Origin of the sequence: Rahnella aceris (assembly GCF_011684115.1) — a bacterium.
GTDB classification, from domain to species: domain Bacteria; phylum Pseudomonadota; class Gammaproteobacteria; order Enterobacterales; family Enterobacteriaceae; genus Rahnella; species Rahnella aceris.
Genome location: NZ_JAADJV010000001.1, coordinates 777503 through 791055 on the forward strand (window position 1 = coordinate 777503; position 13553 = coordinate 791055).

Here is a 13553-nt window from a genome sequence, read left to right on the forward strand (position 1 = left end):
CAATTCAGGAAGACTGTCATGGCTGTTACCTTCACCGATTATGCGCGTCACGCCGTTCGCCATTTATCCGCCACCGGTCGGATGCTTCCCTTCATTCCCGCCGCCTGTCTGATCATCGTTGCTATTGTGCTGACAGGTTGTGGTGACAAAGCCCATAAACAAGCGCCCTCTGTCAGGCCGGTGCGCACCATTTCCGCACCGCCTCCTGTTGCTTTGAGTTCCCTGATTCAAACGGGTGAAATACGCGCCCATGAAGAGGTGACGCTCGGGTTCCGGCTGGACGGGCGCATTCTGACGCGGCAGGCTGAGGTGGGGGATCGTGTGATCGCCAGTCAGGTTCTCGCCACCCAAGAAAGCGAGACCAGCCGCAACCAGTTCAGCAGTGCGCAGGCCGATCTGAACAGTGCCCGCGCGGCAGAGCAGGTTGCGGCGCTCAGTCTCAGGCGTATGCAGTTACTGATGCCTTCCGGGGCTATCGCACGCTCGCAGCTTGATAGTGCGCAAGCTGACTGGCAGGCTGCCCGCGCGAAGCGTCAGAGCAGTGAAGATGCGCTCAAAAATGCGCAGGAAAACGTGTCCTGGACAAAACTCACGGCTCCGGCTGACGGCGTGATTACCCAGGTCAGCGCGTCGGCAGGACAAGTGGTCAGTGCCGGACAGTCTGTGATCACCCTGGCCAGTGGCAGCCTGCGTGATGCCGTATTTGATGTGGCCGATCCCCAGTCTGTTCCTCAGCAAGCTGACAGCCTGTTTACTATATCGTTACTTTCGGCCCCTTCCGTGGTTGCGCAGGGGCATTTCCGCGACGTCAGCCCGCAGGCCGACCCGCAAACCCGCACCTGGCGCCTCCGCATCACCCTCGATAACCCGCCACCGGCCATGGCACTCGGTGCCAGTGTTCAACTGACACTTAACGCGTCAGGTCCGCGTCTGACAGCACTGCCTGCTTCTGCGCTGACCCGATCCGGTGATAAACCGGCGGTTTTTGTTGTTGATGAGAAAACGCTGACGCTGCATTTACGGCCCGTGGTTATCGGGCGTTACAGTACCTCTGAAATATTCCTGTCTGCCGGTGTACACCCTGGCGAAAGGGTGGTCATTGCCGGTGTGAGTAAACTTCGTGAAGGTGAAAAAGTCATGCCAGGGGAGGACAGCGAATGAAACCGTCTTCCCCGGTCGGGGCCTTCAACCTTTCAGCCTGGGCGCTGAATCATCAGTCACTGATTGCCTTTTTTATGCTGCTGTTAATGGCGGCGGGTGTCATCAGCTATGAGCAACTCCCCCGTAATGAAGATCCGGCGTTTACCATTAAAACTGCCGTGGTGTCTGCGAGCTGGCCGGGGGCAAGCGTGGAGGATACGGTTAATCTGGTCACCGATACGCTGGAGAAAAAACTGCAGGAAACGCCTTATCTTGATTTTGTGCAAAGTGAAACGCGTGCCGGGCAATCGGTTATTTTTGTGAATCTTCGCGATAACACGCCACCTGCAGAGGTTGCGGGTATCTGGTATCAGGTGCGCAAAAAGATGCAGGATATCGCGCCGTCACTGCCAGCAGGTGTGCAGGGTCCCTCGGTGGATGACGAATTTGATGACACCTTTGGCACCATTTATGGCTTTACTGCGGAAGGTTTCACGCCGCGTGAGCTTCGTGACAAGGTCGATGATATCAGCCGCAGTCTGATGTCGCTGCCGGATATGGGAAAAGCCAGCCTGCTGGGCGTGCAGGAGGAGAATATTGTTCTCGCATTTTCACCGGCACAACTGGCGGGAATGGGGCTGGATCTCCGGCAAATCACCGATGCACTGAAGGCTCAAAATGCGGTAGAACCTTCGGGGGTCTTGCGAAGCGATCGTGAAAACATTGCCTTGCGTGTGAGCGGCGCACTGACGTCGGAGCAAAGCTTGCGCGCTGTGACGCTGCATATTGCCGGGCGCTACATTCCGCTGACGGATATCGCGACCATTAGCCGCCAGGATGCCGAGCCCCCGTCACCGGCATTCCGGGTCAACGGTCAGCCCGCTATCGGTCTCGCCATTTCCATGGCTTCTACAGGAAACATGCTTTCTTTTGGCAAGGCGCTGAGTGACCGGATGGCTATGATTAGCGCACAGCTCCCGCACGGCATTGAAATGGTTAAAGTCGCGGATCAGTCGGCCGTAGTATCGCAGGCGGTAAGCGGCTTTATCCGTGTATTGATTGAGGCTGTGGTTATTGTGCTGGCGGTGTCCTTCGTCTCATTAGGCACCCGTGCCGGGCTGGTGGTGGCTGCGGCGATCCCCATCGTGCTGGCGATGACGTTTATTGGCATGATGCTTGCCGGCATCGGGTTACAACGTATTTCGCTGGGGGCGTTAATCATCGCCCTGGGGCTGCTGGTGGATGATGCCATGATAACCGTCGAGGCGATGGTCTCCCGTATTGAGGCCGGTGATTCTAAATGGCGGGCGGCAACTTACGCATTTGAAACGACTGCTTTCCCGATGCTGACCGGCACACTGGTGATGATAGCGGGCTTTATTCCGGTAGGCTTTGCTGCCTCAAGTGCGGGAGAGTATTGCTATTCTCTCTTCGCCGTGGTGCTGATTGCGCTTTTATGTTCCTGGGTAGTGGCCATTCTGTTTTCACCGCTGATCGGAACCTGGCTGTTACCTGAGAAACTGGCATCACACGCTGAAAAACAGGGCAGACTGATGCGTTTCTATCAGCGTCTGCTGAATCAGGTTTTGCAAAGACGCGTGGCGACTCTCAGTTTCGCCTGCCTTTTGTTAGGGCTTGCCGCTTATGCGACCACGTTTATGCAGGGCGAATTTTTCCCGGCGTCCGATCGCCCGGAACTGCTGGTCAGCCTTACGCTTCCCGGTAACGCTTCGCAAAGCGACACGGCACGCCGGGCGGAGAGGCTGGAGCACGCCCTGAAAGACAATCCGAACGTAGATCATTTTTCTACCTACGTGGGGTCAGGCGCGGTGCGGTTTTACCTGCCCATGGACGTGTTACTGGATGATGAGAACACGGCACAACTGGTTGTTGTCGCCAAAAGTCTGGAGGACAGGGATAAGTTACGTGCGCAACTGGACACTATTTTGGCCCGGGATTTCAGTGATATCACGACGCGCGTTTCGCCGCTGGAACTGGGGCCGCCGGTCGGCTGGCCGGTAAAATATCGCGTCAGCGGACCGGATTATGCGAAGGTCAGGCAGATTGCGCAGCACCTCGCCAGCGTTCTCGGAAACAGTCCCCGGACCCGCGAAGTTAATCTGACCGCCGGTGAACCTGAGCGGGTCATCACGTTACAGGTGAATCAGACCGCAGCACGGGCGGCGGGTGTTTCTTCCGAAAGTCTCGCCACGTTGCTCAACACTGTCTGGTCTGGCAGCGTTGTCACCACCGTCAGGGATAAAAACCGGCTGATTGACGTTGTTCTGCGCGGGAATAAGCGCGAACGTCAGGATTTGACCACGCTGTCCGGGCTGATGATCACCACGGCAAGCGGGCAGAAAATCCCCCTGAGTCAGGTGGCGACGCCGGTCTGGGGAGTTGATGACCCGGTTATCTGGCGTCGGCAGCGCCTGCCGTTTATCACGGTACAGACGGATTTAGCTGCAGGTCTGCGGGCAGAGGCTGTTTCTCAACAACTCTCTCCTCTGGTCTCACGTATCAGGGCAAGCTTACCGCCGGAATATACGATAGAGGAGGGCGGTGTGGTGGACGAGTCGGACAAAGGCAACAGCTCGGTGTTCGCGGTGTTGCCGGTCACACTGTTTGTTATGCTGATCCTGCTGATGGTCCAGTTGCAGCGCTTCTCCCGCATGCTTCTCGCGTTGTTCATGGCGCCATTCGGACTGATTGGCGTTGTGCTGGCGATGTTGCCGACGGGTACGCCGATGGGATTTGTTGCGTTGCTCGGCATCATCGCATTAGCAGGCATGATTATCCGCAATGCGGTGATCCTCATCAGTGAAGTGGACAATAACGTCAGGGAGGGGCTTGACCGCGATGAAGCCATCAAAGCGGCGGCACAACACCGTTCCCGGCCCATATTGCTCACGGCGTGCGCTGCCATACTGGGAATGATCCCGATTGCTGAGCAGGTTTTCTGGGGGCCGATGGCCTATGCGATTATCGGCGGGCTGATCGTTGCCACTTTCGTCACGCTGACTGTTTTGCCTGCTGCGCTGAGTCTTATTATGCAGTTCGAAAATAATCGCGTTAATCAAAAGGTCAGTTAGCGATCTCTCGTGAGATAAGACATTAGTGCTATTTAAACAAGCAAATGCTTGTTTAATTGGTGAGGGATCGGATAGGTTAGTTATCCACTCACTTCACTACGGGGCGAAAACATGCCTATTTTGCATACAGAGCATGGCGATATCGATTATCAGGATATCGGTACGGGTGACACAACGCTGTTCCTTATGCCAGGCTGGTGCCAGCCAAAAACTGTCTTCAATGACTTCTCTGAACTGGCCGCTGCTTTTTTCCGTGTTGTCATTATTGACTGGCGTGGTCATGGAAAATCATCGACCGATGGCAAGGATTTTGACGGTGCGGCGTTATTAACAGACGCTTTGACACTCATTGACCATCTCGGTCTGACCCGCGTAGTACCGGTTTCCGTTGCACATGCCAGCTGGATAGCGGTTGATTTGGCCGAAAGTTTGAAAGAACGTGTGCCTGCGGTGATATTCCTTGACTGGATCATGAATCAGCCTGCAACGGCGTTTTTCACTTCAATCAACGAGATGCAGCATGAAGATCGCTGGCAGTCTGCACGGAACCAGCTGTACGAATTTTGGCTGGCAGGAAGCGAGTCACCCACCATGATCCATCATTTCAAAACCGAAATGTCTGAATCCAGCTACCCGTTGTGGCGACTTGCAGGGCAGGTGATCGCCGATGCCTATCAGACATACGGTTCGCCACTCCAGCGCCTTGAAAAACTCAAAAATCCACCGAAGGCTACCCATATCTATTCCCTCGACAGAAACGACGAATACCTTGCTTTACAACAGCGTTTCGCTATGGCGCATGATTTTTTTGAGGTGAAACGTTTGGAGAATGCCAGAACTCACCTGGCCGTGCTTGAAAGGCCGGGAGATGTATTGGCAGGGATTTTGGAATCAATATAAATCTTTAATCGTTCAGCCAGCGGGGGGCCTGTGCCGTTTTAATCCAGTTGCACTGCCTTTCCGCAAAGCGTATGCGGAAAGGCAGATCACCTCATTAATTTAAAATAATATTCTTCATCGGCGGGATATACCCATAATCAAACACGCGTTCTACAAATGAACGGTTTCCGGTCAGGACAATTTTTACGGTAGGAGCCTCTGTCCCGCCAATACGATAATTACCGTCGGTGGTCGGAACGTTATCAATAAAAGATGTCACCAGGCCATTGGGCATTACGCAGTGCGAGTAAGTCTGGAAGGGCTGAGAAGGAGGATTACCTAACACCAAACCGGAGCCGTTCATCGGAAAATAAGGGCCGGTAAGGCGATCACTCAGGAAACCGTAAACACCATCAGGCCCCGTCAGACCCTCCGCATAGGTAAACTTATGACTGATCGTGAACAGGTAATATTTTCCATCCTGGAAGACAAAATGAGGGCGTTCGGTTTGATCATTGACGCCGACAGCGGTGACCAGAGGAGGGAGAATTTCCCATTCATCTCCTGAAAGATCTTTGGCGACGGCCATACCAATACAGCCCGCCTGGTATCTTGCATTGCCCACATCACGATGGTCCGGCGGAAGGGTACCCATTTCCTGTTTGCCAATGACGTGAGAACCCCGCTCACCCGCCACGTTACCTTCAAACACCATGTAGAGTTTACCGTCATGAGGATCGATAAACGGGCTTGGATCCCTGAAGTTCCAGTATGGATTCTGGCTTTCAGTCTGGTAATACACGCCGTCGGCTGAAAATAATGATTTAACCTCGTTGAAACCGGCCAGTGTTACGCCTTCTTCTGAGGTCAGCACTTTGCCTCTCACTTTTGCAATGGTCGCACCTGGCGTGACACAGGTATAATAAAGATCAATGTCGCCGTCTTCATTGAGCAAAATTGGCGTCCCTGCCCATTCGCGGGTCGTAGGGGAAACACCTTCTGCCATCACGCGGCCACCAAAAATCCAATCCTTACCCGTACGGGAATACCAGTAACAAATTTTGGCGCGCCCGTGGCGATTATTCCAGTCACTGGTAATATCATAATTTCCGTCTGCATCGAGATATTCTGAATTATTGTTATTACGCTGCGCTGTCAGCGTGAAAATAACGGACCATCCGTCGACAGAAACCACCGTGCCGTCTAATGACCGAAGCGGCATCGTATCCCAAATGAATACTTCATCACTCATAACCGGAAAATCGGCGCTAACAATAGGCTGTGTGGTGGTCGGGTCATTTTCGTTGACCTTCAGAGCATCAGCACGTGTCCAGATTGTCGGTTTATAATTTAAATTTGTCATGCAAATATCCTTTAATTAAATAGATGTTAATACTGTTTGACGTTTGAAGTCGTGAGAATATTGGCATGATCAAAAAAAGCATGCACTCAATGAGTGTTGTGCCATTATTTATACATTATTTATATAAAACTCCGGGATATGTATTTGCGGGAAGAAAATTGCATCGTTGATGACCTGTTATTTGTTAATCCTGAAAAAATTCGTTAATAGTGGAAATAATGCGCTATTTTGAACTTTGATTAATTACTCTTATTTCGAGCCAGAAATAAACATTACAACCTTCACAGCCGGTCAGAGGCTCAACGGGAGGATTGAATATGATGGCGCCGGATACGCTGTTTACGGCAGGCCACAAGTGCGGTGAGAGCCAGCAATAAAACTGAAGAGCCCAGTACTGGCTGGCTGAAACCAAACTCTGCACTTATGAAGTTGGCAAAAACAGCCGCGCTGCCTATCTGCATAAAACCAATCATTCCGGAGGCCGTGGCGGCATGACCATGCCCGCTGCTGATTGCCCCGGATATTGCCAGTGAAAGGCTGGAACCGTTTGCCAGACTGACCAGGCACATAGGAAGCAAAATAGATAAAATCCCTTTTTCTGCCGTAAACATTACTGTGGCATAAGCCAGACCACCCAGCACAAAACACATGATGCCGGCAGTAACAATGCGATCATATTGCCAGAAGTTTAAAAGCCGTTTCGTTAACACATTGGCACTGATAATACCTGCCGTTAAGGGAATATAGAGCCATCCTCGCGCCTCCTCACTCATCCCGAGCTGCGCAAATAAAAAAGGAGACTGAGTCAGATAAATAAACCATGCACTGTAGATGCAACAGACGATAAGCGTATAACGCCAGAACCCCGTATCGCCGCAAATAACGCTAAATCCTGAAAACGGCGAGGCCGTAGCAGAGATATTTTCAGGTCGCGTCTCGCGCATGAAAATGATCATCAGCATGGTAGCCATGCCGAAAATGGCGACGAAAATGAAATCCGTATGCCACCCAAATGTGGCGGCGAGATGTCCACCGATCATCGGTGCTATTGCAGGTGACAATGAGACCAGTGGATAGATGACCGAGTAGACCCTGGCAGAAATGGCTTTATTACAGGTATCCGCGATCAGCGTGCGACCAATGACGAGGCCAGCCGCTGCACCTGCCCCTTGCAGCAGGCGAAAGAGCAGAAAAGAAGAATAGCTCTCAGCAATTGCACATCCCAGCGATCCGCCAATGTAAATCGCAATGCCAGCGAGCAGTACGGGTTTTCGTCCAAAGCGATCTGCAAGCGGACCGTAAAAAAGCTGGCATATGGCCAGTGCCAGTAAATAGGCTGAAATGGTCTGAGATATCTGCGATGGATCCACTGCAAATTCGCGTGCCATATCTGGCATCGCCGGAAGATAAATATCGGACGCGATGAGACCGAACGCGCTCAGCATAGCAACGGTAATAATAAAAGAGAGTCGAGGCATAAAATTTCCGGTGTTGAAAAGGGTTATCAGCAGAAGAAGTGCGTAGCTTAACGTCTGTTTCATCCTGCTTAAATGCATTATCATGCAGGCAATACCTGCAAAAATGCAGCATGAGGAACGATGAACTGGGATGATGTCCGGATTTTCCTGGCGGTATACCGCGCAGGTACTTTACGCAGCGCGGCTGAGCAGCTTTCAGTTGATCAGACTACCGTAGGCCGCAGACTCAATACGCTTGAAAAATTATTGGGGAGTAAACTATTTTTAAAAAGCCGTCAGGGCTGGGTTCTGACCGCTGGCGGGCGAAAAATACTCTCGCTTGCAGAAGAGATTGAGCGCCTGACGGTCAGCTTTGAACGTCGCGGCTCCGGGGATGATGACCGGCTTGAAGGAGAAGTGCATGTGACTGCCACTGACTCGCTGGCCATTGATTTTGTTTTACCGGCAATCGAGCGCGTACAGCATAACTTTCCCAATATTCGGGTAAATCTGACCACCACCACACGCCTGCTGGATATCGGCCGACGCGAAGCGGATATAGCGGTACGCACCATTCGGCCAGAACAGCCGGATTTGATTACCCGTAAACTGGCCTCCAGGGAGGTGGGACTTTTTGCGACGCATAAGTATATCGACAGGTTTGGCATACCAGAACCCGGCAAAGGCTTTGACGGGCACCGTATCGCGCTTTACCAGTCAGGCATTACGCGCTCTCAGGATGGACTGCTGGCAGGAGAACCGAGACATAAAGGGCGCGTAGTGGCAGAGCTGGACTCCAGCATGATGTTAGCAACGTTTATTCGCGCAGGGCTGGCCCTGGGTGAGCTGCCAGATTATCTTGCGAAAATGTACCCGGAACTTATCCGCCTGTGGCCAGAAAGAACGCGTAAAAGCCCTTATGAGGTCTGGCTGGTTATGCATCAGGATCTGTCGCACACTGCAAGAGTCAGGGCAGTGATGAATACCCTTGCTGAAGAGTTCGACCGTTATTAAAGTAAGTTTGATATGTTAAGTCATTCCAATTTATTGCTGGTTTAAGGTTTCTGCATGAATATAAATACACGAATCGCCCACCCGGTAGATGCCAGCCTGTTGCGCAGCCTGGCTTTCAATATATATCCGGCGCACTTCAGACATATGTGGTTGTCTGAGCGCGAAATGAATACGTATCTGGAAAGTGAATTCTCTTTGTCCGCACTCAATGACGGACTAAGGGATCCAAAAGTTTGCTGGTTTCTGGCGCAAAACGATAAACCGGTTGGATTTGCCAAACTCACGTGGATCAATACGATTCCGGGAACGGCTATTTCTGGGGTATCGCTTGACCGGCTTTATCTTGCACCGGAAGCGACGGGTAAACACTTTGGAAAAGAAATATTTAAAGAAATCGTTACAGCTGCGCAAAAGCAAGATAAGAAATTTTTGTGGCTTTCGGTGAGAGAGAAAAACGATCGCGCTCGTAAATTCTATGAAGCTTCAGGCATGCGACACATAACTGATACTGACTTCAGAACGGAATCACAGATAAGTAAGTTGCACATCATGGGCATGGAAATTTAGACGCCATATGTCGGCCTGCCACTGGCTAACATAACAAGACCTGGTCATCTCTTCGCTCATCGTTGCCTGAAGGCCCGCGGGCTTTTCTATGCCTTGTGGCGTAAGGCATCAGCGACCAGTGAAAATGCGGGTGAGGGTTGCTTACGGCTGGGATAATACAGGTAATAGCCGGGAAATGGCTGGCACCACGGTTCAAGTACGCGTATCAGGCGCCCCTCCTCAATATGTGATTCAAACTCTTCTTCCGGCAGAAAAGCAATGCCAAGCCCGGCTAATGCCGCGTCCACCATGTGTGCTGACGTATTAAACGTCAGTTGCCCGGTAACCCGGACATTTACCGGGCCTTCTTCATTGTCGAACTCCCAGACGTAAAGTCCCCCTGACGTCGCTTGCCGCATATTAATGCAGTTGTGCTGGAGAAGGTCGTGTGGCGTCTGCGGCATCGCATGGGTAGCAAAATACTCAGGCGATGCAACCGCAGCCATTTGCAACTTCGGGCTAATCGGTATCGCTATCATATCCTTATCAATGGTGTCACCCAGACGGACACCCGCGTCAAACCTGTCGGCGACGATATTGCGAAAACCGTGGTTAGCATCAAACTCCAGTCTGATATCCGGATAGTGTTTCAGCAGAGGCGATAATTTGGGCAACAGTATGGTTTTCAGAACATGGGGGCCGCAGGTGATGCGAACAGTTCCTGCGGGTTTATCACGCATCTCAGTCAGCATGTCTAACTCGGCGAGTATGCCATCAACATGATCGCCTATGGTCAGTAGCAACCGTTCTCCGGCAGAGGTCGGCGATACGCTACGGGTTGTACGCGTCAGCAGGCGAATTTGCATATCCTCTTCAAGTGCCGAAATCGCCTGGCTCAGTGCGGATTGGGTGACGCCCAGCTTTGCAGCGGCGCGGGTGAAGCTGCTTTCACGGGCAACCGTAATAAAATAAAGAAGATCGTTCAGGTTGCGTTTCATAAAGTCCTTCCCGCCTTATTAATAAGTAATGCTTATAAGCCCATTCAGTATCCATTAGCTAGTAATGATGCACACCGCGTGTAAAATTTTCAACAAGAGCTTATTCCGCGAGGGAAGATTAACGCTCTTATTTTTTCATCTTTATTTCACGTTTTATTTTTTACGTTATTTCTGCGAATAGCGTTCAGCGGGTGTGCAAATAACCCTGGATTATTGGGAATTACTATTTATGTCCGCATTGCCGAGTCATACAAAACGTCAAAAAGAGCACGCTTACTGGAGCGGGGTTTTCGCGATGACGTTATGCGTCTTTGCACTCATCGCTTCGGAATTTATGCCTGTGAGCTTGCTGACGCCGATATCAGCCGATTTAGGTGTCAGTGAGGGACGCGTGGGGCAGGGGATCGCGATTTCCGGTCTGTTTGCGGTACTGACCAGTCTCTCCATTTCTGCGCTGGCCGGAACACTCAACCGCAAGGTATTGCTGCTGAGCATGACGTTGCTGATGGCCGTTTCCGGTGCAATTATCGCGCTGGCACCTGGTTATCTGATTTACATGGTGGGCCGCGCATTAATTGGTATCGCGATCGGAGGATTCTGGTCACTTTCTGCCGCTACGGCTATTCGCCTGGTTCCGGCGCATCGGGTTCCCCGTGCACTGGCTATTTTTAACGGCGGTAACGCGCTGGCAACCGTTATAGCCGCTCCGCTGGGGAGTTATCTCGGGTCTGTCATCGGCTGGCGCGGGGCGTTCTTTTGTATCGTTCCGGTGGCGGTCATTGCCTTTATATGGCAGTGGTTCAGCCTGCCTGCAATGACCACGGAGAAAGCCGATAAGGGGACTGCCAATGTTTTTCGTCTTTTTGCTAACCCGCTTGTGGCCGCTGGCCTTACCGCCTGCGGATTGTTCTTTATGGGGCAGTTTTCCTTATTCACCTATTTGCGCCCGTTCCTCGAGACAGTCACGCAGGTAAATATCACCACGCTGTCGCTCATTTTGCTGACCATCGGTATGGCGGGCTTTATCGGCACCCTGGTGATTGGCACGTTTTTGAAGACCGCCTTTTATCCCACACTTATCACCATTCCCTTGCTGATGGCTGCAATCGCCGGGGCGCTGATTGCTTTTGGAAACAGTGTATGGGTCGTTGCGCCGTTGCTGGGGTTGTGGGGATTAATCGCCACGGCGGCCCCCACCGGATGGTGGACATGGATTGCCAGAACCCTGCCGGAAGATGCGGAGGCGGGCGGAGGTCTTATGGTCGCCATCGTGCAACTGTCAATCGCTATGGGCTCCACTCTCGGGGGTTTTGCCTTTGACCATAGTGGTTATCAAAGCACTTTTCTCATCAGTGTCATTTTACTCGTCATCGCGGCTGCCCTGGCTTTATTAACGTCACGTAAAGATATCCATCCAACCCACTGAGGATTCATCAATGAAAGTATTTACCCTGCTGTTAGGGCTGTTAATCAGCTCGTTTGCTGCGACAGGAGCCGATATGTCTAACGGAGCAGATAACTTTTACCAAAGCGATAAGGTCACCCGGCAAAAAGTGACCTTTAAAAACCAGTATCAAATGAAAGTCGTCGGTAATTTGTTTATACCGAAAGGGATGAAGCAAGACGTGCAGCATCCCGCTATTGTCATTGGTCATCCGATGGGGGCGGTGAAAGAACAAAGCTCAAATTTGTATGCCCAGAAACTGGCGGAACAAGGGTTCGTGACGCTGGCGATTGATCTTTCCTTCTGGGGGGAGAGTGACGGCAAACCCGGTCATCTGATTTCCCCTGAAATCTATGCGGATGACTTTAGTGCTGCAGTCGATTATCTCAGCACTCAGCCTTATGTTGATCCGCAGAGAATTGGTGCACTGGGTATCTGTGGTAGCGGCAGCTTCGTTATCAGTGCAGCCAAAATTGACCCGAGAATGAAGGCCATTGCCACCGTCAGCATGTATGACATGGGGTCTGTGTTCCGTAATGGTCTTAATCATTCCGTGACGCCTGAACAGCGCAAAGCGTTTATTAAGTCGGCTACAGAACAACGGCTGGTCGAGTTTAAAGGCGGCGATATTGCCTATATTCCCGGAACCGTGAACAAGCTCGATGATTCAACCTCTGCGGTTCAGCGGGAATTCTTCGATTTCTATCGCACATCACGGGGGGGTTATACGCCACAGGGCGAGAAAGAAGAGCTGACAACAAAACCGATGCTGAGCAGCATAGGGAAGTTTATGAACTTCTATCCGTTCAATGATATCGAAACGATTTCTCCGCGCCCGATGCTTTTCATCACCGGCGACCAGGCGCATTCGAAGGAATTCAGCGAAGATGCTTACAAACGTGCCGGACAGCCGAAAGAGTTGTATATCGTCCCGGGTGCTGGCCATGTCGATTTGTATGACCGTACCGATTTGATCCCTTTCGCCAAGCTGGCGTCATTCTTTAAAACTCACCTCAGTTAAACGCCAAAGCCACATCCTGCCGGGTGTGGCTGCTCTTCCGGAGGTCATGTGAAATATTTACTCACGAGCCTGCTTTGGGTGTGCGCTTTTGCAAGCCATGCCGACACCACACTGCGTAAGGATAACGTCATGAAGGCGAGAATGATCATTAATGGCCAACCATTTGAAGTCAGAATTCATGACAATCCGGCGGCTAAATCCTTTGTTAATATGTTACCTCTGCAACTCGAAATGACTGAGTTAAATGGTAACGAGAAATTTGCCGAACTGCCCCATCGCTTGCCTTCCAGCCCGGTGCGGCCGGGGACCCTTCATGCCGGTGATCTCATGTTGTACGGAACGCAAACATTGGTTTTATTCTATGCCTCATTTGACTCTTCATATCGCTACACCCCCATCGGGAACGTTGTAAATCCCGGGACACTCCCCGCGATGGGGGATACAGATAAAATAGAGGTAGAGTTCAGCAGACAGTAATACAACGATATTGATATCGCAGGAAGTTTCTGCATGCACGCTTTGCCGTCGTCTATTGAGAAACAGAGCGTAGCGGTGCCCCCGCGCGCAGTCCCGCCATCACCATGTCTATGAGCCAGGTT

The 13553-nt window shown here is 51.7% G+C and carries 11 protein-coding genes; 8 read left to right on the forward strand and 3 right to left on the reverse strand.

All coding sequences use genetic code 11. The features are described from left to right. Positions 1–18 precede the first annotated feature (18 nt). The 3 genes from GW591_RS03475 to GW591_RS03485 all read left to right on the forward strand — a co-directional run bounded on the left by GW591_RS03475 (position 19) and on the right by GW591_RS03485 (position 5132). The gene (locus GW591_RS03475; protein WP_166860106.1) at positions 19–1161 is read left to right on the forward strand and encodes an efflux RND transporter periplasmic adaptor subunit; all 1143 of its coding nucleotides are present in this window, start codon (positions 19–21) and stop codon (positions 1159–1161) included. Next, a complete protein-coding gene (locus tag GW591_RS03480; protein ID WP_166860108.1) occupies positions 1158–4232 on the forward strand; it encodes an efflux RND transporter permease subunit in 3075 nt (1024 codons plus the stop codon). The genes GW591_RS03475 and GW591_RS03480 overlap by 4 nt, the downstream gene beginning before the upstream one ends. A 111-nt stretch (positions 4233–4343) precedes the next feature. Beyond that, positions 4344–5132, forward strand: a complete 789-nt coding sequence (locus GW591_RS03485) for an alpha/beta fold hydrolase (protein ID WP_166860110.1) — start codon at positions 4344–4346, stop codon at positions 5130–5132. 94 nt (positions 5133–5226) lie between these two features. On the opposite strand, the gene sacB is transcribed toward GW591_RS03485, so the two are convergent. Beyond that, positions 5227–6474 carry a levansucrase gene (sacB, locus tag GW591_RS03490; RefSeq protein ID WP_166860112.1) on the reverse strand — a complete coding sequence of 416 codons (1248 nt, stop codon included), beginning with the start codon at positions 6472–6474 and terminating at the stop codon, positions 5227–5229. Between the two features lie 299 nt (positions 6475–6773). After that, positions 6774–8036, reverse strand: coding sequence for a multidrug effflux MFS transporter (locus tag GW591_RS03495; RefSeq protein WP_166860114.1), 1263 nt, complete (start codon positions 8034–8036; stop codon positions 6774–6776). Between the two features lie 36 nt (positions 8037–8072). Between GW591_RS03495 and GW591_RS03500 the strand changes: the two genes are divergently transcribed. Together GW591_RS03500 and GW591_RS03505 are read left to right on the forward strand one after the other, a co-directional pair. Next, a complete protein-coding gene (locus GW591_RS03500) occupies positions 8073–8945 on the forward strand; it encodes a LysR family transcriptional regulator (RefSeq protein WP_037035909.1) in 873 nt (290 codons plus the stop codon). Positions 8946–8999: 54 nt separating this feature from the next. Next, positions 9000–9512 carry a GNAT family N-acetyltransferase gene (locus tag GW591_RS03505; protein WP_112151772.1) on the forward strand — a complete coding sequence of 171 codons (513 nt, stop codon included), beginning with the start codon at positions 9000–9002 and terminating at the stop codon, positions 9510–9512. An 86-nt stretch (positions 9513–9598) separates the two neighbouring features. On the opposite strand, the gene GW591_RS03510 is transcribed toward GW591_RS03505, so the two are convergent. Beyond that, positions 9599–10489: a LysR family transcriptional regulator gene (locus GW591_RS03510; RefSeq protein WP_112197735.1), complete on the reverse strand. Its 891-nt coding sequence runs from the start codon at positions 10487–10489 to the stop codon at positions 9599–9601. 229 nt (positions 10490–10718) lie between these two features. Between GW591_RS03510 and GW591_RS03515 the strand changes: the two genes are divergently transcribed. From GW591_RS03515 to GW591_RS03525, 3 genes are read left to right on the forward strand one after another with little or no spacing between them, the layout of a single operon-like run. Beyond that, positions 10719–11915 (forward strand): MFS transporter, encoded by a 1197-nt coding sequence (locus GW591_RS03515; RefSeq protein WP_013574952.1) that lies wholly within the window; start codon positions 10719–10721, stop codon positions 11913–11915. Between the two features lie 10 nt (positions 11916–11925). After that, the gene (locus GW591_RS03520) at positions 11926–12954 is read left to right on the forward strand and encodes an alpha/beta hydrolase (protein WP_013574953.1); all 1029 of its coding nucleotides are present in this window, start codon (positions 11926–11928) and stop codon (positions 12952–12954) included. Positions 12955–13002: 48 nt separating this feature from the next. Further along, complete coding sequence (locus GW591_RS03525; RefSeq protein ID WP_013574954.1) at positions 13003–13431, forward strand: cyclophilin-like fold protein; 429 nt, start codon at positions 13003–13005, stop codon at positions 13429–13431. The last annotated feature ends 122 nt before the right edge of the window (positions 13432–13553 follow it).